This is a genomic window from Tomitella gaofuii (assembly GCF_014126825.1).
GTDB lineage: Bacteria > Actinomycetota > Actinomycetes > Mycobacteriales > Mycobacteriaceae > Tomitella > Tomitella gaofuii.
On sequence record NZ_CP059900.1, the window covers coordinates 1,681,105 to 1,701,636 of the forward strand.

Annotated in this window: 15 protein-coding genes and 2 pseudogenes; 8 read left to right on the forward strand and 9 right to left on the reverse strand. The window is 71.5% G+C overall.

The features are described 5' to 3' along the window. Positions 1–87: 87 nt before the first annotated feature. The 7 genes and pseudogenes from metG (at position 88) to H4F70_RS07960 (ending at position 9,171) form a co-directional block, all read left to right on the forward strand. Complete coding sequence (metG, locus tag H4F70_RS07930) at positions 88–1,932, forward strand: methionine--tRNA ligase (RefSeq protein WP_182359751.1); 1,845 nt, start codon at positions 88–90, stop codon at positions 1,930–1,932. After that, positions 1,929–2,777, forward strand: coding sequence for a TatD family hydrolase (locus H4F70_RS07935; RefSeq protein WP_182359752.1), 849 nt, complete (start codon positions 1,929–1,931; stop codon positions 2,775–2,777). Before metG ends, H4F70_RS07935 begins: the two co-directional genes overlap by 4 nt. 312 nt (positions 2,778–3,089) lie before the next feature. Beyond that, positions 3,090–4,208: a resuscitation-promoting factor gene (locus H4F70_RS07940; RefSeq protein ID WP_182359753.1), complete on the forward strand. Its 1,119-nt coding sequence runs from the start codon at positions 3,090–3,092 to the stop codon at positions 4,206–4,208. Positions 4,209–4,217: 9 nt separating this feature from the next. Further along, positions 4,218–5,143 (forward strand): annotated as a pseudogene (gene rsmA / locus H4F70_RS07945) (16S rRNA (adenine(1518)-N(6)/adenine(1519)-N(6))-dimethyltransferase RsmA). A gap of 10 nt (positions 5,144–5,153) precedes the next feature. Beyond that, positions 5,154–6,152 (forward strand): 4-(cytidine 5'-diphospho)-2-C-methyl-D-erythritol kinase, encoded by a 999-nt coding sequence (locus H4F70_RS07950; protein WP_182359754.1) that lies wholly within the window; start codon positions 5,154–5,156, stop codon positions 6,150–6,152. Next, positions 6,152–8,029 (forward strand): annotated as a pseudogene (locus H4F70_RS07955) (ABC-F family ATP-binding cassette domain-containing protein). The gene H4F70_RS07950 and the pseudogene H4F70_RS07955 overlap by 1 nt, the downstream one beginning before the upstream one ends. 122 nt (positions 8,030–8,151) lie before the next feature. After that, a complete protein-coding gene (locus tag H4F70_RS07960; RefSeq protein WP_182359755.1) occupies positions 8,152–9,171 on the forward strand; it encodes an enoyl-CoA hydratase/isomerase family protein in 1,020 nt (339 codons plus the stop codon). A gap of 39 nt (positions 9,172–9,210) precedes the next feature. Here the strand turns inward: H4F70_RS07960 and H4F70_RS07965 are convergent, their stop codons facing one another. The 9 genes from H4F70_RS07965 to H4F70_RS08005 form a co-directional block, all read right to left on the reverse strand. Beyond that, positions 9,211–9,432, reverse strand: a complete 222-nt coding sequence (locus H4F70_RS07965) for a hypothetical protein (RefSeq protein WP_182359756.1) — start codon at positions 9,430–9,432, stop codon at positions 9,211–9,213. A 4-nt stretch (positions 9,433–9,436) separates the two neighbouring features. After that, the gene (gene ku / locus H4F70_RS07970; protein ID WP_182359757.1) at positions 9,437–10,405 is read right to left on the reverse strand and encodes a non-homologous end joining protein Ku; all 969 of its coding nucleotides are present in this window, start codon (positions 10,403–10,405) and stop codon (positions 9,437–9,439) included. An 88-nt stretch (positions 10,406–10,493) separates the two neighbouring features. Next, complete coding sequence (locus H4F70_RS07975) at positions 10,494–12,998, reverse strand: ATP-dependent DNA ligase (protein ID WP_182359758.1); 2,505 nt, start codon at positions 12,996–12,998, stop codon at positions 10,494–10,496. 120 nt (positions 12,999–13,118) lie between these two features. Continuing rightward, complete coding sequence (locus H4F70_RS07980) at positions 13,119–14,765, reverse strand: peptide chain release factor 3 (RefSeq protein WP_182359759.1); 1,647 nt, start codon at positions 14,763–14,765, stop codon at positions 13,119–13,121. A 199-nt stretch (positions 14,766–14,964) separates the two neighbouring features. Then, a complete protein-coding gene (gene pth / locus H4F70_RS07985) occupies positions 14,965–15,573 on the reverse strand; it encodes an aminoacyl-tRNA hydrolase (protein ID WP_276520699.1) in 609 nt (202 codons plus the stop codon). A gap of 134 nt (positions 15,574–15,707) precedes the next feature. Then, positions 15,708–16,310: a 50S ribosomal protein L25/general stress protein Ctc gene (locus H4F70_RS07990; RefSeq protein ID WP_182359760.1), complete on the reverse strand. Its 603-nt coding sequence runs from the start codon at positions 16,308–16,310 to the stop codon at positions 15,708–15,710. Between the two features lie 216 nt (positions 16,311–16,526). Continuing rightward, the gene (locus tag H4F70_RS07995) at positions 16,527–17,468 is read right to left on the reverse strand and encodes an oxidoreductase (protein ID WP_182359761.1); all 942 of its coding nucleotides are present in this window, start codon (positions 17,466–17,468) and stop codon (positions 16,527–16,529) included. Then, positions 17,465–17,824, reverse strand: coding sequence for an arsenate reductase (glutaredoxin) (gene arsC / locus H4F70_RS08000; protein WP_182345614.1), 360 nt, complete (start codon positions 17,822–17,824; stop codon positions 17,465–17,467). Before arsC ends, H4F70_RS07995 begins: the two co-directional genes overlap by 4 nt. 54 nt (positions 17,825–17,878) lie before the next feature. Then, positions 17,879–19,402, reverse strand: coding sequence for an FAD-dependent oxidoreductase (locus H4F70_RS08005; protein WP_235681406.1), 1,524 nt, complete (start codon positions 19,400–19,402; stop codon positions 17,879–17,881). Positions 19,403–19,606: 204 nt separating this feature from the next. On the opposite strand from H4F70_RS08005, the gene H4F70_RS20480 reads away from it, so the two are divergent. After that, complete coding sequence (locus H4F70_RS20480; RefSeq protein WP_235681407.1) at positions 19,607–20,530, forward strand: glutamate-cysteine ligase family protein; 924 nt, start codon at positions 19,607–19,609, stop codon at positions 20,528–20,530. Positions 20,531–20,532: the final 2 nt, after the last annotated feature.

Sequence of the window (20,532 nt, forward strand, 5' to 3'; positions counted from 1 at the left end):
CATACATGTGTTCTATCGATCGCACGTTCGCAATCATGCATGAACCCACCGACAAGTTCTGCGCCCCGCACGCAATAAGCTGTGCGCATGTCTTCCTCTGTGCTCACCGCCGTCGCGTGGCCCTACGCCAACGGGCCGCGTCACATCGGCCACGTGTCCGGCTTCGGGGTGCCCTCCGACGTCTTCTCGCGCTATCAGCGGATGATCGGGAACCGCGTTCTGATGGTCTCGGGCACGGACGAGCACGGCACGCCGATCCTGGTGCAGGCGGACGCGGAGGGCATCGCACCGATGGACCTGGCGGACCGCTACAACCGCGTCATCGTGGACGACCTGCAGGGCCTCGGCCTGAGCTACGATCTGTTCACCCGCACCACCACGCGCAACCATTACGCGGTGGTGCAGGAGCTGTTCCGCACGCTGCACAAGAACGGCTACCTGGTGCCGAAGACCACCACGGGCGCGATCAGCCCGTCCACCGGCCGCACGCTTCCGGACAGGTTCGTCGAGGGCACGTGCCCCATCTGCGGGTACGACGGTGCCCGCGGCGACCAGTGCGACAACTGCGGAAATCAGCTCGACCCCGCAGACCTGATCAACCCGCGCAGCAAGATCAACGGGGAGACACCGAAGTTCGTCGAGTCCGAGCACTGGTTCCTCGATCTGCCCGCGCTGGCGGACTCGCTGGGCGACTGGCTCAAGGGCCGGACCGGGTGGCGGCCGAACGTGCTGCGCTTCAGCCTCAACCTCATCGACGACATGCGCCCGCGCGCGATGAGCCGCGATATCGACTGGGGCATCCCCATCCCGCTCGAGGGGTGGCAGGACCGCGGAGACAAGAAGCTCTACGTCTGGTTCGATGCCGTCATCGGATACCTGTCCGCGTCGATGGAATGGGCCGCGCGCACCGGGGATCCCGAGGCGTGGCGCGAGTGGTGGACGGACCCGAATGCCGTCAGCAATTACTTCATGGGCAAGGACAACATCACCTTCCACTCGCAGATCTGGCCGTCGGAGCTGCTGGGCTACCGGGGCGACGGCGCCAACGGCGGCGAGCCCGGTCCGCTCGGCGCGCTGAACCTGCCCACCGAGGTGGTGTCCTCGGAGTTCCTCACGATGAGCGGATCGAAGTTCTCGACCTCCCGCGGCACGGTCATCTACGTGCGGGACTTCTTGCGCGAGTTCGGCCCCGACGCGTTGCGTTACTTCATCTCCGTGGCCGGCCCGGAGACGCAGGACACGGACTTCACCTGGGAGGAGTTCGTCCGCCGGACCAACTTCGAGCTGGCCAACGAGTGGGGCAACCTGGTCAACCGGTCGGTGTCCATGGCGTTCAAGAATTTCGGCGCCGTTCCGCGGCCCGGCACGGTGACCGACGCCGACGCGGAGCTGCTGCGGACCGCGCACGCGGCGTTCGACACCGTCGGAGCAGACCTGGCGCGCAGCAGGTTCCGCTCGGCGGCGTCCGAGGCGATGCGCGTGGTGTCGGCCGCCAACAAGTACATCTCCGACACCGAACCGTGGAAGCTGGCCAAGGACCCGGCGCAGGCCGACAGGCTCGCCACCGTGCTGCACACCTCGCTGCAGGTGGTCTCCGATGCCAACGCGCTGCTCACGCCGTTCCTCCCGCACTCGGCGCAGTCCGTGCACGAGCTGCTCGGCGGCAGCGGCGTGTGGGCGGCGCAGCCGGAGGTCCGCGAGGTCGACGATCTTGTCTCGCCGTCCCTGCCGGAGGGGCCGGTAGGCGCCGGTCTGCCCGCGGAGGGGCGCAGCTACCCCGTGCTCATGGGCGATTACGCCGCCGAGCAGGCGGCGTGGCGGCGCACCGAGGTGCAGCCGGGCACGCCGCTGTCCAAGCCCGCCCCGCTGTTCCGCAAGCTGGCGCCGGAACTGGGGGAGACCGGCCCGGAGTGGGCCCCGGTGGACAAGTGAAGCGCGAGCGCCCGGCGCCGCCGGTACCGGAACCGGCCGGCGACTTGATCGACGCGCACACGCACTTGGACGCGTGCGGCGTGCACGACGAGGCCTCGCTGGCCGCGGTGCTCGACCGCGCCGGCCGGGCGGGGGTGGGGCGCGTCGTGACCATCGCCGACGACCTCGAGGCGGCGCGTTTCGCGGTGCGCGCGGCGCACTGGGACGAACGCGTCCACGCCGCGGTGGCGCTGCATCCCACCCGTGCGAACGCGTTGGACGACGCGGCGCGTGCGGAGCTGGAGGCGCTGGCCGCAGACGACCGGGTGGTGGCGGTCGGCGAAACCGGGCTGGACTGGTACTGGCCCGGGAAGATGGACGGGTGCGCCGAGCGTGGAGACCAGCTCGAGGCCTTCGCATGGCACATTGACCTCGCCAAGCGCACCGGCCTGCCGCTGATGATCCACAACCGCGAGGCCGACGACGACGTGCTGGCCGTGCTGGCATCCGAGGGAGCGCCGGACACGGTGATCTTCCACTGCTTCTCGTCGGGCCCGGAGACCGCGCGCCGGTGTGTGGACGCCGGTTACGTGCTGAGTTTCTCGGGGACGGTGAGCTTCCGCAACGCCAAGGAGCTGCATGCCGCGGCGGCGATCCCGCCGGATGACGGTTTCCTGCTCGAGACCGACGCGCCGTTCCTCACTCCGCACCCGTACCGCGGGGCGCCCAACGAGCCGTACTGCCTGCCGTACACCGCCCGCGCGCTGGCTCATCTGCGCGGCGTGGCCGCGGAAGAGGTCGCCGCGTGCGCGACGGCCAACGCCGAGCGCGTGTACGGCATCGGCGGCCGCGACCTGCACCTGTAGTTCCGGTCGAGGGTTCCGGCTCCGGGCCTGCAGTGCGACACGCCCGCGCAGCGGGACGGTGTGATACTTCACAACCGCGTCGTTTCTCCTGTGTGCAGGGCTGTCGTGCGGGGTCGGCGCCCGAATGCGGTGGCGGTGGATTGCAGTACCGATACCCGTTCGTTACCGTCCTGTGATCGTGATAGCCGGGATGGGGAAGTCCCGGGCGCCACGGCGGGGCTTGCGCCCGCACGCCGAAGACCGACGGTCCGCTGGGATGCGGCCATCCGGTGGTGCCCGACCCCTGCCCGGAACTGCCACCACAGGAAACCGATGTCAGCGTTCGCCCGGATCAATCGCGCCCCGTCCCTCCTTCTGCGTGCCGTGCTGGGGGCGCTGCTGCTGACTCTCGTGGCCGGGGGCGCTGCGGTGGCGGCGATGCTCAAGACGGTCACACTCGACGTCGACGGCCAGCAGATCCAGGTGCGGACCATGGCCTCGTCGGTGCAGGGCGTCATCGAGGACGCCGGATACACCGTGGGGGGCCGCGACGTGGTGGCCCCGGCGACGGGCGAGGACGTCGCCTCGGGCGACACGATCGTGCTGCGCAACGCCAAGCCGCTGACGATCACCGTCGACGGTGCACAGCGCGAGGTCTGGACCACCGCCAGCACGGTCTCGGAGGCGCTGGCCCAGTTCGACGCCGCGACCGCCGGCGCCAAGGTGTCCGCGTCGCGCTCGCACCGGTTGCCCCTGGACGGTATGGCGCTCGAGGTCACCACGCCCAAGCGGGTGACGCTGGCCGACGGCGGCCAGACCATCGAGGTGCACAGCGCCGACGCGACCGTGGGCGACATGCTGGCCGCCCTCGGCACCCCGCTGGACACCGACGATGTCGTGGAGCCGGCCGCGTCGACCCCGGTGACCGAGGGGATGACCGTGACGGTCAAACGCATCGCCGTCGAGACCGAGACGGTCACCGAGTCCTTCGAACCGCCGGCGGTGAAGACCGACGACGAGGGGCTCGCCAAGGGCAAGACCGAGGTGACCGCCCCCGGCGAGCCCGGCAGCCGCGAGGTCACCTACCGGGTGACGACGGTCGACGGCAAGGAGACCGAGCGCGTCAAGCTGGATGAGAAGGTGCTCGATCCGGGCGTCCCGGCCGAGGTCCGTGTCGGTACCAAGTCGGTGCCGTCGGTGCCGCACGGCGGCGTGTGGGATGCGCTGGCGCAGTGCGAGGCCACCGGCAACTGGTCGATCAACTCCGGAAACGGCTTCTACGGTGGGCTGCAGTTCACTCAGCAGACGTGGCAGGCCTTCGGCGGCGGACAGTACGCCGCGCGGGCGGACCTGGCGACGCGCGAGCAGCAGATCGCCGTCGCGAAGAAGGTGCAGGCCGCGCAGGGGTGGGGTGCCTGGCCGCTGTGCAGCAGCAAGATCGGTGCACGCTAGATTCTGAGGATGCCCGACACTTCTGACGATGGCGGCGCGGCCACGGGCCGCGCCGCCCTTCTCGGCCCCGCCGAGGTCCGTGTGCTCGCCGAACGGCTGGGCGTCCGGCCGACCAAGACGCTCGGCCAGAACTTCGTGCACGACGCGAACACCGTGCGGCGGATCGTGGAGAAGGCCGACGTGCGGGCGGACGACACGGTGCTCGAGGTGGGGCCCGGGCTCGGGTCGCTCACGCTGGCGCTGCTCGACGCGGCCGCCGCGGTGGTGGCCGTCGAGATCGATCCGGTGCTGGCGCGGCAGTTGCCGGCCACGGCGGCCGAGAGGGCGCCGCACGCGGCCGACCGTCTCACCGTCGTGGAGGCCGACGCGCTGCGGGTGCGCCGCGAGGACCTGCCCGCCGCGCCGACGGTGCTCGTCGCGAACCTCCCCTACAACGTCGCCGTCCCGGTGCTGCTGCATCTGCTCGCGGAGGTCCCGTCGTTGCGCGGTGCGCTCGTGATGGTGCAGGAGGAGGTCGCCGACCGGCTCGCGGCCGGTCCGGGCAGCCGCACGTACGGGGTGCCCAGCGTGAAGGCGGGGTTCTTCGGGACCGTCCGGCGAGCCGGCTCGGTGGGCAGGGCGGTGTTCTGGCCGGTCCCCAAAGTGGAGTCGGGTCTGGTGCGCATCGACCGGTACGCCGCCGCCCCGTGGCCGACCGACGAGACGCATCGGCGCGTGGTCTTCGAGGTGGTCGACGCGGCGTTCGCGCAGCGCCGCAAGACCTGCGCGCCGCGCTGGCCGGCTGGGCGGGCGGGGCGGCCGAGGCCGAGCGACGCCTGCGGGCGGCGGGGATCGACCCGTCCGCCCGGGGGGAACGGATCGACACGGCCGGATTCGTGCGACTGGCCGCGGCCGGGGCGCCGCGCGCCCCGGAGCCCGGCGGGACGCTCGACTAGGCTGTGGGCCGTGCTGACAGTCGTTCACGAACCCGTGGTGGTGCAGGTGCCGGCCAAGGTCAACCTGCATCTGGGCGTGGGGGGCCTGCGTGCCGACGGCTATCACGAGTTGACCACCGTCTTCCAGGCGCTGTCGCTGCATGACACCGTCAGCGTCGTCCCTGCGCACGGCCTGGAGGTGCGCGTGCGGGGCGAGGGCGCCCGGTTCGTCCCCACCGACCGCCGCAACCTGGTGTGGCGTGCCGCGGAGGCGATCGCCGCGTACGCCGGCCGCGAGCCGAAGGCCCGGATCACGGTGGACAAGGGGATCCCCGTCGCGGGGGGCATGGCGGGCGGCAGCGCGGACGCCGCCGGCACGCTGGTGGCGCTCGACGCGATGTGGGGGCTCGACCTGCCGCGCGACGAACTGCGGCGGATCGCGGCCGGGTTGGGCAGCGACGTCCCCTTCATCCTGTTCGGCGGCACGGCGCTCGGCACGGGGCGCGGGGAGGACCTGACGACGGTGCTCACGCGCAACGACTGCCACTGGGTCCTGGCCTTCGCCAAGGGCGGGCTGCGCACACCCGACGTCTTCGCCGAGCTCGACCGGCTGCGTGCCAAAGGCGATTCGGACGCTTCCGGGGACGAGGTGTCCGGCGGACGGCGGTCCGGGCCGCGGCGGCTCGGCTCCGCCGACGACCTCCTGCAGGCTCTGGCCGCGGGGGACGTGCACAGGCTCGGCCCCGTCCTGGGCAACGATCTGCAGGCGGCGGCGCTGTCGCTGCGGCCGGACCTGCGGCGCACGCTCGCGGCCGGGGAACGGGCCGGGGCGCTGCGCGGCATCGTCTCCGGTTCGGGTCCCACGTGCGCGTTCCTGTGCGCGGACGAGGACGCCGCCCTGGCGGTGAGCCTGGAGCTCGCCGGCGAGGGCGTGTGCCGCACCGTGCGCGTCGCATCCGGGCCGGTGGCGGGCGCGCGCGTGCTCAGCGACGACCACAACGACTACGACGACCCCGAGGATCTTGCCTGATGGCCCACCGAGTCCTGGTCAACCTCGAATCCGTGTCGAAGAGCTTCGGCATCACATCCCTCCTCGACGACGTGTCGGCCGGGGTGCACGAGGGCGACCGCATCGGGGTCGTCGGGCTCAACGGGGGCGGCAAGACGACGCTGCTGGAGGTGCTCACCGGGCTGGAGCCGCCGGACGCGGGCCGCGTCAGCCGCGCGGGCGACCTGCGCCTCGCGGTGGTGACCCAGCGGGGCGACCTGCCGCCGGGGGCGACGGTGGGCGAGGTGGTGTTCGGTCCGCTGGGCCTGGCGGAACACGAGTGGGCGTCGGATCGCCGCATCCGCGACATCCTGCACGGCATCGGGTTCGGCGCGGAACTGGGCGGCGCCACCGCGAGCGGTGCGGATCCGGAGGGCAGGCGTCTGCACACCCCGGTCGACGAACTCTCCGGCGGCGAGCGGCGACGGGTGGCGCTGGCCGCGGCGCTCGTCCAGGACCTCGACCTGCTCGTCCTGGACGAGCCGACCAACCACCTGGACGTGGAGGGCGTGCGCTGGCTGGCCGAGCACCTTCTGTCGCGGAGGAGCGCCCTGGTGGTGGTCACGCACGACCGCTGGTTCCTCGACACCGTCGCCACGCGCACCTGGGAGGTCGTCGGTGGAAAAGTCGAGGGCTACGAGGGCGGCTACAACGATTGGGTCTTCGCACGCGCCGAGCGGGCACGCCAGGCCGACGCAGCAGAGGAACGCCGGCGCAACCTGGCACGCAAGGAACTCGCGTGGCTGCGCGCCGGGGCGCGCCGGCCCGCACGTCCAAGCCGCGCTATCGGGTGGAGGCGGCCGAGGCGCTCATCGCCGACGTGCCGCCGCCGCGCGACTCCATCGCGCTGAGCTCGTTCGCGCGCCGGCGCCTCGGCAAAGTGGTGATCGAGCTCGAGGACGCCGAACTGCGCGCCCCGGCGGCGGGGCGCGGGGGAACAGGGCCGCGTGCTGGCGCGCGACCTCACCTGGAGGCTGGCGCCCGGCGAGCGCGTGGGACTGGTCGGGGTCAACGGTTCGGGCAAGACGACGCTGCTGCGGACCCTCGGCGGCGAATGGCCCCTGGCGTCGGGCACGAGGATCCAGGGAAAGACGGTGCGGATCGGCTGGCTGCGTCAGGAACTCGATGACCTGCCCACCGACATGCGCCTGCTCGAGGCCGTCGAGGACGTGGCACGCGTCGTCCAGCTGGGCGACCGCGAGTTGTCGGCGTCCCAGCTGGCCGAACGGCTCGGTTTCAGCCCCGCTCGGCAGCGCACTCCGGTGGGCGACCTGTCCGGCGGCGAGCGGCGCCGACTCCAGCTCACCCGCGTGCTCATGGGCGAGCCGAACGTGCTGCTGCTCGACGAGCCGACCAACGACCTCGACATCGACACGCTGCAGCAGCTCGAGGACCTGCTCGACGGTTGGGCCGGAACGATGGTCGTGATCAGCCACGACCGCTACCTCATCGAGCGGATCTGCGATTCGGTGTGGGCGCTGTTCGGCGACGGCCGGCTCACCCACCTGCCGCGGGGCATCGCGCAGTACCTGGAGCGGCGCGAGGAACTCGCCGCGCAGACGGGGTCCACCGCTGGAAACGCGGGCACGGCGCCGGACCGGGCGCCGCAGGACGGCGCCGGGACCGCCGACGCGGGACCGTCCGCGGCCGAGCACCGCTCGATGACCAAGGAGCTCGGCAGGCTCGAACGTTCGGTGGCCAAGCTGGATACGCGGATCGCCGCTCTGCACGCCCGGCTGGCGGAGGCCGCCACCGACCCCGACCGGCTCATCGAGCTCAACGCCGACCTGGCGCAGGCGGTCGGGGAGAAGGACGCGGCGGAGGAGCGGTGGATGGAGATCGCCGCCGAGATCGGGTGAGCGGCCGTGCCCGACGAGCACAGCGTGACGCTGAGACGTGCATCACTCACGCGGGTCCCTCGTGCTCCGCTCACACGTCCCGGGCTTAGGGTGCGGGATACGACTTTCTGAGGGGAGCTGCGTTGAGTTCATATGTGGAGAGCACCATCGACGGCACGGTCGGACAGATCGTCCTCAATCGGCCGTCCGCCCTGAACGCCCTGGACACCCCCATGATCCGCGAGCTCTACGCGGTGCTGGTGGGGTGGAAGGACGACGACGCGGTGCAGACCGTGCTCGTGCGCAGCGCCTCGGACAAGGCGTTTTGCGCGGGCGGCGACATCCGCTCGGTGCGCGAGTCGGTCCTGGCCGACATGAACGGCGAGGTCTACGGGTTCTTCTCGGAGGAGTACCGGCTCAACCAGCTCATCGCCGACTACCCCAAGCCGTACGTGTCGCTGATCGACGGCGTCAACATGGGCGGGGGCCTCGGCATCTCCGTGCACGGGGCTGTCCGGGTGGTCACCGAGCGCGCGATGTTCGCGATGCCGGAAACCGCCATCGGATTCATTCCGGACGTGGGCGCCAGCTGGTTCCTGCCCCGTATCCCCGGGGCCGCGGGACTGTACGCGGGCCTGACCGGCGCCCGCCTGAACGCCGGAGACGCCCTGGAGCTCGGCCTCGCGACGCATTTCGTACCCTCCGCGGGGCTCGACGCCTTCGCGAAGTCCGTCGTCGCCGAAGGGCTGGAGGCGGCTCTCGGGAAGCTCGACGCCACGCAGGCCCCGGAGTCCGCCATCGCAGCGGTGCGCCCGGCCATCGACGAGGCGTTCGCCGGATACGACCTGGCCGTCATCTCCCAGCGGGTGGCCCAGGGCGATGAGCCGTGGCGGGTCGCTGCGCGTGAGGCGCTGGCCTCGGCGTCGCCGTGGTCGCTGTCGGTGAGCACCGAGCTGCTGCGCCGCGGCGGCGAGTCCGCGACGCTGGAGGAGTGCCTGGGCCGCGAGCTGCGCGCCGCGGTGAAGATGACCGCCTGCCCGGACTTCGCCGAGGGAGTGCGCGCGGTGCTGGTGGACAAGGACCGGAACCCGGCCTGGACCCCGGCTGCGATCGCGGAGGTGTCGACAGACGCGGTGAACGAGGTCTTCGACTCGCCGATCTGATCGGGTTCTCTCCGGCGGGTCGTGCCGATCCGTTGCCTCTTACGTGCCGGGGGCGGCCACGTCGCCGCACCCGCACGGGGGCACGATCTCCCCGCACTCGACGACCAGCGCGTGGCGCACTCGATCGAGTGCGGTGCAGCCCGCATCGGTGCACTCCATGACCACATCACGGTGGACGATCAGCGTGCCGTGGCAATGATCCAGGTCAGCGGCGCACAGTGGGCATGCCTTCTCGCTCGCCGCGCCGTCGTCGCGGGCCATGCGATCACGCTCCCTTCGAGGTGCGCGGCTTGCTGTTCGCGGTCTTCTTCTTCGACGCTGCTGTGCGGCCTGTGGAGGTGGTGGCGCTCTTCTTCGCAGCGGCCGGCTTCTTGCGGGTGCCCGACTTTTTCGGGCTGGACTTGTTCGTGCCGGACTTCGAGCCCGACCCGGAGTCGTCGACGCTGGCGCTGAGGGCGCGAAGGAGGTCGGACACGTCCTCGTCCTCTCCGCTGCCTTTGCCCTTTCCCGATCGGCTCCGATGGCGTGCGCCGTCGGACGCGTGTGTCCGGTTGTCGGTCAGCTTCTCTTCGACGAGTGCGGCGACCGCGTCCCGGTACCGGTCGTGATAGGCCGCCGGGTCGAAGACGTCGTCGGCCATGTGGTCGACCAAGGTCATGGCCATCGACATCTCTTCACCGCCTGCCTGCGGGTGCTCTTCGTGAAGAAAGGGGAAGGTCGGGGTGCGGACCTCGTCCGCCCAGTGCATCGTGCTGAGCATGATCACGTCGGACGCCACCCGCAGCACGGCCATCGCCTCACGGTTGCGCAGGGTGATCCGCACGATGGCGACACGGTCGGACTTGTGGAGCACGTCGCGCAGCAGCAAATAGGGCCGGACGGCGGATTTCTGCGGCTCGAGATAGTAGGTCTTGTCGTAGTAGATGGGGTCGATGGACTCGAGCGGGACGAACTCGACCACCTGCGCCGAGCGTGAAGACTGCGGCTCGGCGCCCGCGAGTTCTTCGGGCGTGATGACGACGAGTTCGCCGCCCTCAGTCTGATACCCCTTGGCGATCTCCGAGTACGGAACCTCCTCGCCGTCCTCGGAGCACACGCGCTGATACCGGATCTGCCCGCCGTCCTGCGCGTGCACCTGCCGGAATCTGACGCTGTTGTTCTCCGTGGCCGCATACAGTCGGATAGGGATGCTGACCAGACCGAACTCGACCTGCCCGTTCCAGATCGATCTCATGGGGACCACCTCCCGTGGCGGCGCCGCACTCGGCGGCGCCGGGCGTCGACGCCGAACGTACTCGCACAGTTGCGCATACGCGTGACCATCACAGATCGACGGGCGACTTGTCGCTGCGCAGGCTGCGCCACGACGGGTGCCGGAAGCGCCCTGCCTCGGTGCGGCCGGAATGGCGGATCTCGCCGACGAGCCGCGGAGTGACCCATAAAGGGTCGGGGGCGTCGGAGCGGGGTACCGCATCATTGAACGGACTGGTCTTGCGGCGGATCCGGTGCATCGAGGCGGTCAGTCGCACGAGCTCGTGCTCGTCGAAGCCGGTGCCCACTTTGCCGGCGTAGCGCAGCCGCCCGCCGCCGTCGGGTTCGCCCAACAGCAGCGCGCCGAATGTCTCCGCCCGCGAGCCGCTTCCGCGGGTGTAACCGCCGATCACCAGCTCGTCACTGGCGAAGTGCTTGTGCTTGATCCACGCGTCGGAGCGCCTGCCGTCGGCATACCGGGAACCGAGCCGCTTGGCGATGATGCCCTCCAGGCCGTCGTCGCTGCTGCGGCGCATCGCTTCACGAGGTCCGCAGTCATACGGTGCGGGTACCTCGGCGGTGTGCAGCAGCGGGGCGAGGGCGTCGAGGACCTTGCGGCGATTGCGGTAGGCGACGCGCAGCAGCGATCGCCCGTCGAGGTGGAGGATGTCGAACACGTAGAGCCGCAGTTCGGTGGCCGCGGTGCGGCGCTGCAAGCGCGCGAAGTCGGGGATGCCGCGCGCGCCGGGCGCCACCAGTTCGGCGTCGAGTACGGCGTCGTGACCGTCGAGATCCTCGGCCAGGGCGGCGAACCGGCCGAGCTCGTCGGTCACGTCGCGACCGTTGCGGCTGTGCAATCGCACCGCTGCGTCGCGGACCTCGATGATCACGCGGTGCCCGTCCCACTTGCCCTCGAACGCCCACTCATCCGGATCGAGTCCGATGATGTCGCCGGGCGTCGCGAGCATGGGCCGGAGTCCGCGCGGGAACGGCGCCCGCGATCCCCGGCGGGTCGCGGTGGTCTGCCCGGCGCCGTCGCCGGATGGCTTACCGGTGGAGGGTCGGTCACCGGAGCCGTGCGTGCCGGGCGGCCGGATTTCCGGTTGATCCTGCATCAGGTGCACCAGCCAATGGGTGCCGGACGCGTGACCGCCGTCAGCACCGTCACCGCCGGACTTCGTCCCGCGTCGGCCCCTGCGTCGGCCGACCCCGGGCGTGTGGATGAGGGCGTACCGTCCGCGCAGGCGTTCACCGTGCAGGTCCACGACCACCTCGTCGTCGCGCCACTTCACCGTCGAATAGGGGCCCGAGTCCCAGATCTCGACCCGGCCCCCGCCGTACTGGTCCTGCGGGATCTCGCCCTCGAACGAGGCGTACTCGAGGGGATGGTCCTCGGTGTGCACCGCGAGGCGGTCCTGGCCGGTGCTAACGGGGAGGTTCTGCGGGACCGCCCACGACACGAGCACGCCGTCGCGTTCCAGCCGGAAGTCCCAGTGCAGCGTGCTGGCGTGGTGTTCCTGGATGACGAATCCGGCTCCGCCGTCCGCGCCGCGCGAGTCCGTTTCCGGCAGCGGCTCGGGGGTGCGTCCCGAATGCCGGCGCGCGCGGTATTCGCCCAACCGGCCGGTACCGCCACGGGTTCCGTACGCGTGGCCCGTGCCCCGGCTACGGTCCGGGCCAGAGCCCTTCACCAGGTCGGCCAACAGGTCGCCGTGCTCGTCCACGCGGCGCAGCACCTCGTCGAAGGTGAGCTGGCGGAGTGCCGGCCCCTCGATCTCCTCCCAGGTGCGCGGCGCGGCGACCGTGGGGCGGGCCCGCCCGCGCAGCGAATACGGCGCGACGGTGGTCTTGGCGCCGTTGTTCTGGCTCCAGTCGATGAACACCTTTCCGCGGCGCTCCGACTTCCGCATCGTCGTGGTGACGGTGCGAGGGTGGCGCCCGGCGACCTCATCGGCGACCCGTCGGGCGACGTCCACCGCGTCATCCGAGGTCACCGGGCGGTCCAGGGCCACGTACAGGTGGATGCCCTTGCTTCCCGACGTGACGGGGTGGCAGGTGAGTCCGTTCGATTCGGTGAGGTCGCGTATCGCCGTCGCCACCCGCGCACAGTCGGTGAGGCCGGTCTGTTCTCCGGGGTCGAGGTCGAACACCAGGCGGTCGGCGAGGAACGCGCCGGGGGAGTCCGGTGCATCCGAACCGGGGTCGGGACGGTCGTGTCGCCACTGAGGGACGTGCAGCTCCAGCGCCGCCTGCTGGCCGAGCCACGTCAGGGTCGCCTCGGAATCGGCCATCGGATAGGTGGTCCGGTGCGTGCGGTGGACCAGAGTGCAGTGGTCGATCCAGTCGGGCGCGGAGGACGGCAGCTGCTTTTCGAAGAACGACTCCTCGGCTACGCCGCGCGGCCAGCGCTTGCGGGTGACCGGCCGTTCACACAGGAGGGGCAGAATCACGGGTGCGATCTCGCGGTAGTAGCCGACGACGTCCGACTTCGTCACCGCGCCGGACCGCCCCCGCGCCGGGTAGAACTCACGGTCGGGGTGGGTGATCGCCACGCTGCGGCCGCCTACGGTGACCATGACTGAGGGTAGCCGGGATCCGCGCCCGCAAACCCGACGATCGCCGACGGCAGCGTTGGGGTCGCCGGCCGCAGTGCTTCAGTCGCTCGCCGCGGCGTTTCAGTCGCTCGCCGCTGTGTTTCAGTCGCTGGCAGCAACGAGAGGCCGCAGCGTGAGCTCCGGGTTCTCCTTCTCGATGTACTGCAACCGCCACTTGTCGCTGAACAGCGCGAGGATGGCGCCGTCGGAACGGGTGAATACCTCGACGCCGCGCTGGCGGTCCAGTCCGGGCGCGGATTCCTTGTCGGTCTCGCGCGCGACGGTGTAGCCGAGATTGTTCACGACGGTCTCCACGCCGAACTCGGCCTGCATCCGCGCGGTGACCACCTCGAACTGCATCGGGCCGACGGCGGCCATCACCGGGGAGGCATCGCCACGGGCGTCGTTGCGCAGCACCTGGACCACGCCCTCGGTGTCGAGCTGGTCGATTGCCTTGCGGAATTGCTTGTACTTGCCGGCGCTGCGGGCGCTGATCATCGCGAAGTGTTCGGGCGCGAACGACGGGATGGGCGCGAACTCGACGCGCGGATCGCTGTAGAGGGTGTGCCCGGGGGCGAGCGCGTTGGCATTGACGAGGCCCACGATGTCGCCCGGGTAGGCGTCTTCGACGGTATTGCGGTCGCGTCCGAACACGGTGAGCGCGTACTTGGTGGCGAACGGGCGGCCGGTCTGCGCGTGCGTGACCACCATGCCCCGCTCGAATGTCCCGGAGACCACCCGCATGAACGCGAGCCTGTCGCGGTGTGCGGTGTCCATGCCCGCCTGCACCTTGAACACGACGGCGCTGAACGGGTCGCTCACCTGGCGTGACGTCCCGTCGACGCCTTCGCGTGCGCGCGGCGGCGGGGCGTAAGCGACGAGCGTGTCGAGGATCTGCCGCACGCCGAAATTCAGCATGGCCGACGCGAAGATCACCGGGGACGTCTGCCCGGCCAGGTACATCTCCTGGTCGTGGTCGGCCCCGGTCTCCGAGAGCAGCTCGCTCTCTTCGACGGCCGACTGCCACGCGTCGCCCTCGCGGGCCGCGGCGGCGTCGGCGTCCAGGTGCTCCTCGGGGGCGACGGTGGCGCCGCCGGAGGTGCGCGTGAAGCGGATGAAGCCTTCGTCGCTGCGGCGCAGCAGGCCGCGGAAATCGCCCGCGATGCCCACCGGCCAGTACAGGGGGGTCGGGATGAGACCGATGCGCTCCTCGATCTCGTCGAGCAGCTCCAGCGGCGACCGGCCGGGCCGATCCCACTTGTTGATGACGGTGACCACCGGAATGCCGCGGTGCTTGCACACTTGGAAAAGTTTGAGCGTCTGCGGCTCGAGTCCCTTGCCCGCGTCGATGAGCATCACCGCGGCGTCGACGGCCGTGAGCACCCGGTAGGTGTCCTCGGAGAAATCGGAGTGGCCGGGGGTGTCGACGAGGTTGATCACGTGGTCGTCATAGGTGAATTGCAGGGCCGTCGAACTGACCGAGATGCCGCGGGCCTTCTCCATCTCCATCCAGTCCGACACCGTGGACTTGCGACCCGCCTTGCCGTGCACCGCGCCGGCCTCGGAGATCACCCGGGCGTGCAGCGCCAGCGCCTCGGTGAGCGTCGACTTGCCGGCGTCGGGGTGCGAGATCACCGCGAACGTGCGCCGGCGCCGCGCCTCGGCGCCCGCGCCGTCGCCAGGGGAGTGCGCCCCGCTCGCCGCCGTCGCGGGATCGGTGTTGAGGTGCGAGGCGTGCTCGGTGGTCACCGGGGGTCCTTCCGGGATAGCGGGTGGTGCGGCACCGGCGGTGCGGCATGCGCTGATGCGCTGCACCGGGGACGGTGATGGCGCGCGGCAGGTCTCTCAGCGGGGTCCGCTCTCGGTGGAATCCGTCCGCGGCGGCCCTGGCGAACCGCGTTCCGCGCAGCCGTCGGCCGAGTTTACCCGGCGCTGGGGACGTTGCGGTTCACGCCCCGTGCAGGCGGTTCTGCGCGAAGCCGAGCCCCCGCTCGGCCACGAGCTCTGCGGCATCGGCGGCCTCCTCGCAGAACACGCCGAGCTCTTTGCGTTCTGCCGCCGAGAACGGCTTGAGGACGTAGGAGGCCGGATCCATCCGCCCGGGCGGGCGCCCGATGCCCGCGCGCACGCGCAGGTAGTCGCGTGTGCCCAGCGACGACGACACCGAGCGCAGTCCGTTGTGTCCGCCTTCGCCGCCACCGGATTTCACCCGGACCGTGCCGAAGTCCAGGTCCAGCTCGTCGTGCACGACGAGGACCCTGTCCGCGGGCACGGAGAAGAACTTGGCCGCGGCCGCCACCTGCCGCCCGGAGACGTTCATGAACGCGCGGGGCTTGACCACGGTCACGGGGCGCCCCGCCAGGCGGCCCTGCGCGATCTGCGCTCCGCTGCGCTTGTGCACCGTGAACCGCGCGGACATGCGGTCGGCGAGCACGTCTGCCACCAGAGAACCGATGTTGTGCCGGGTGCGCTCGTACTCAGGGCCCGGATTGCCCAGCCCCGCGATGACCAGGGGACGGGTGTCCGGGCCGTCGGGGTCGGTGATGGCGGATCCCAGCGTGTTCACGGGGAGCATCATCGCATCCCGGCCTCCCGGTGCCGCATCCCGATAGCACGCGACGACGGTGTCCCGCCCCCAGGCGGGGGACGGGACACCGTCGTCGCGTAATGGCTGTCAGGTGAAGGGCCGGGTCACTCCGCGGCGGCCTCGCCCGCCTCGCCCTCGGCGGCCTCGTCCTCGTCGGGCGCGGACCGCTGCTCGGCGACGTTCACCAGCAGAAGCTCGGCGTCGTCTTCGAGCTCGGTGCCCGCGGGAATCTGCACGTCGCCGGCGACGACCTGGGCCCCGACCTCGGCGCCCTCGATCGAGACCTCGATCTCCTCGGGGATGGACAGGGCGTCGGCCTGCAGGCGCAGCGTGGTGACTTCGTGGAAGACGATGGTGCCGGGCGCGGCTTCGCCGGTGACGACCAGCGGAACCTCGACGACGACCTTCTCGCCGCGCTTGACGGTGAGCAGGTCGGCGTGCTCGATGTAGTTGCGCACGGGGTGGATCCTGACCTCCTTGGTCAGGGCCATGTGCTCCTTGCCGTCGATGTCCAGCGTGACGATGGCGTTGGTGCCGTGATTGCGCACGACCGCGGCGAACTCGAGGGAGGGGAGGTTCAGGTGGATCGGGTCGGCCCCGTGGCCGTAAAGGACGGCCGGAACCAGGCCTTCGCGGCGGGCGCGGCGCGAGGGACCCTTACCGAACTCGGTGCGGGGCGTGGCGGCGATGCGCAGTTTGTCGGCCATCGGTGTCTCCTTGGAAGAAGTGCGGTTGCGGGGTGCTCGGCTGCGAGCGCCGACCGCGCGCCGCGCCGCGCACCGGACACACCGGTGACACCGCTGGTCGCGTCGATAACGGTCCGCCCGGGCCGGTGATCGGCCGCGAGCCACCCTCGCCGAGACAACGTCGATGAGAATACCCGGTGGCGCGGGTCCGCGAGTGAGTGGGCCCGCGGGCCCCGGTCACAGCGGGAACTCTGTGCCCGTCAGCTTCTCGGACAGCGCCCACAGGCGCGCCGCGGCGGCCTCGTCCAGCGCGCGCACGGAGCGGCCGACGGCGGTGGGCGCGCCGCGCAACTGGAACAGCCCGCGGGGGCCGACGTACGTGTCGCCGGGGACGTCCTCGACGGCCGCGAACAGCGTGGGCAGGGCGCCGCCGCCGGCGTCCTGCCCGACGAACCTGCTGCCGAACCGGAACAGCGCCGTCGCGCCGGGGACGGACAGCTGGTCGCCGAGCCCGGTCGACGAGGCGCCGGGATGCGCGGCCACCGAGCGCACCGGGGAACCGACATCGGCGAGCCGGCGCTGCAGGTGCGCCGCGCACAGCAGGTTCGCCAGCTTCGCCTGACCATACGCCCGGGCCCGAGAGTAGGGACGGCGCTCGTAGTTGAGGTCGTCCAGGTCGAGCCGCCCCGCCCGCTCCGCCAGCGACGCCACCGTCACCACCCGGTCGCGCACGTGCGGCAGGAGCAGATTGGTCAGAGCGAAGTGGCCCAGGTGGTTGGTCCCCATCTGCATCTCGAAACCGTCGGCAGTGCGCTGCAGCGGCGGCGTCATCACTCCGGCGTTGTTCACGAGCACGTCGATCGGGCCGGTCCAGTCCTGCGCGAACCTGCGTACGGATGCGAGATCCGCCAGGTCCAGCGCCCGGACCGAGACCGCGCCCGGCGCCGGCCAGGGTGCGCCGCGCGGGCGCGCGGCGATGGCATCGGCGACGGCGCGGCCCTTGACCTCGTTGCGCACGGCCAGCGTGACGTCCGCGCCGGCCGCGTACAGGGCTGCCGCCGTCTCGAGGCCGATTCCGCTGGTGGCACCGGTGACAACGAACGTCCTGCCCGTCAGCGCCGGAACGTCACGCGCGGACCACCTGCCACCGCGCCGGACCCGTGCGGGGCCCCGTTTCACCGGGGCAGGATCTCCTCGACGTTCTGGATGGGCCGTGCCAGCCGGACCCCGAGGTCCGTCACCACCAGCGGGCGCTCGATGAGGATCGGATGGGCGGCCATCGCGTCGAGCAATGCGTCGTCATCGGCATCCGCGAGGCCGAGCTCCTTGTAGACGGCCTCCTTGGTGCGGATCGCCTGGCGCGGGGTCAGACCCGCCTTCTCGATGAGCCGGGCGAGCTCGCTGCGGGTGGGCGGCGTGTCGAGATACTTGACGATCGTGGGCTCGATGCCGTTGTCCCGCAGCAATTGGAGGGTGTTCCGGGAGGTGCTGCAGCGCGGGTTGTGGTAGATCGTCGCGGACGTGTCGTCGGACATGGAACCTCCTGGTGTGGGGCGTGCGGAGCCGCTGCGGATGCCGTCGGAACAACCCTAGCGGGCGGCCGCGGCGCTGAGTCCGGCCCGGCGGCCGAAGTAGCTGCCGTCGCCCAGCGACGCGCCGCTCGCGTAGCCCCAGGCGGCGAGGCCCGACGTGCACCGGCCCGCGGCGAACAGGCCCGGCACGGGGTCGCCGTCCACGTGCAGCACCCGGGAGTCGGGGTCGGTGCGCAGCCCGCCCAGGGCGAAGCCGCCGGTGCGTCCGCGCAGGTCGATGACGGCGATGTTGCCCTCGAGGGGACGCAGCCACTGCGCGTCCTTCCCGAACATCGGGTCCTCGCCGCGCGCCGCGTGCCGGTTGTACAACGCCACCGTCGCCTGCAAGGAACCTTCGGGCAGTCCCGCCTCCGACTCGACTTCCGCGACCGTCTCGCCCACCCACTTCGGGCGGAAACGCAGAAACGGGGTGGCGCTGACGGTGGTTCCCGCCTCCTCGTATGCGCGTTCGTCGATGACGAGGTAGGCCTCGTTGCCCTGGTGCAGTGCCATCTCCTGGCCGATGCGCCCCGGGTAGGTGTCCTCCGTGACGAAGCGTTGGCCGCGCCCGTTGACGAGGATGCCGCGCACCATCATCTGCGGGTCGCAGTGGATCGCCACCTCGGCGGCGTCCATGTGCATCAGGTCGGCGCCGACGGCCTGGCCCATCCGGATGGCGCGGCCGTCGTGCTGCTCCACCGCCGAGCCGGGGCGGCCGGCGAGCAGTGGCACGTGCGCGCGCATCATCGCGTCGTTGTAGGTGAAGCTGCCGGCGGCCAGCACCACGCCGCGGCGGGCCCGCACAGTCATTTCGGCACCGAAGCGCGTGCCGACGACCCCGACGACCCTGTCGGAGCCGTCAGCGTCGGCGGACACGACGAGGCGGCGGGTCGTCACGTCGTACTCGCTGCGCACGCCCAGCTCGGCGATGCGCTCGGACAGCGGGGTCATGAGCATCAGCCCCGCGCTCTGCTCGCCGGCCTTCTTCGCGCTCATCTGCGGCACGTGGCCGCGCGGGGCCGGCGTGGTGACGGTGTTGAACGGTGCCGCATTCTCCCCGCCCGTATACATCAGGCCGTCGTCGGCCGGGGGCTCCCAGCCGGGCTCGCCGAAGAAGGCGGGCTTGAAGCGCACCCCTGCGTCCACCAGCCAGTCGTAGTGAGCGACGCTGCCTTCGCAGTAGGCGTCGATCTTCGCCTGGTCCGCCCCGGGGCCCATCGCGGCCGACAGGAACGCCTTCATATTCTCGACGTCGTCGTCGAAACCCAGCTCGCGCTGCAGCCCAGTGCCGCCGCCCATGTAGATGAACCCGCCGGCCAGGGCCGCGGCACCGCCCCATCCGCCGGCGCGCTCGAGGATCACGACCTCCGCGCCCGCCCTGGCCGCCTCGATCGCCGCGCAAGCGCCCGCGATGCCGTAGCCCACGACCACGACGTCGGCCTCGATGTCCCACTCGGGGGCGTCGACGAGGGCGCCGATGCGCAGGGGGCGGACCGATTCGGGCGAGACCGGCGCGCCGGTGCGCGGTGCGGTGTGCATCATGCAACGGGTATATCCGAGCCGCCGTCGAAGTGCGGAGGGGGTCTCCCGTGCACTGAGATCGGTCGCGGGGACGGGTGTCGGTGAATACGGCGGGAGCCGCCGGGGTAGGACTGGTCGATGATGCTCGGATCGCCCCGCCCGGGGCCGCGGACGGTTACTGTCGGTGGGGACCCGCGTTCGCGTGAATCGAGGCGCCCAACTGAGATGTCCCACCCCACCGAAACGACGCACCCCACCGGATCGGCCGGGCCGACCGTAGCCGGCCGGACGGCCGGGGCAGGACACCGCGACGCTCCGGCCACCGCGGACGAAGGGCGCGCGCCTGTCGCGGCGGATACCGCCCGGGACCGCATCGTCCAGCGGTGCTTCGGACTGCGCCCGCCGCGCCTGGTCGGCGCTGAACTCGAGTGGTGCACCCGGACCGCGACGGGGAGCAGGCCCGCGGCTGCGCACCTGGTGGAGGCGCTGGGCGCGCACGCCCCCCGCAGCATCGCCCCGGGGTCGCCGCATACGCCACTGCCGGCCGGGGGCGCGGTCACTGTCGAACCGGGCGGGCAGGTGGAGATATCCAGCCTTCCGCTGGCAGACGTCGACGGGCTCTGCGCCGCGTTGGCCGCGGACGCTGCGGCGCTGCGCACGCTGCTCGGCGCCCGGGGCATCGAGATGCTCCCGGGCGCCGTCGACCATGTACGGGAGCCTTCCCGCATCCTGACTGTGCCGCGCTACGCGGCCATGCAGGAGCGCTTCGACCGGAGAGGCCCGCGGGGGGCGCAGATGATGTGCAACACCGCGGCCATCCACGTGAGCGTCGATTGCGGGGCCCACCGCGAGGATCTGGCGCTGCGGTGGCGGATGCTCAATGCGGTGGGGCCCGCGCTGGTGGCGGCGTTCGCCGACGGTGGCTCCACTGCGGGCGCCGAAGACGGGCACGGAGGTAGCGCACCCGTCGGGCCGATGGGCGTCGGAACGCATGCGCACCTGGCTGACACTCGACCCGTCCCGTACCGGGCTCGACGCCGCGGCGCCCGGGGCGTCCGCCGACCCCGTCGCCTCCTACACCCGGTGGGCGCTGGGAGCGCCGCTGCTGTGCGTCCGGCGTGGGAACGGCGATTGGTCCGTCCCCGGTGACG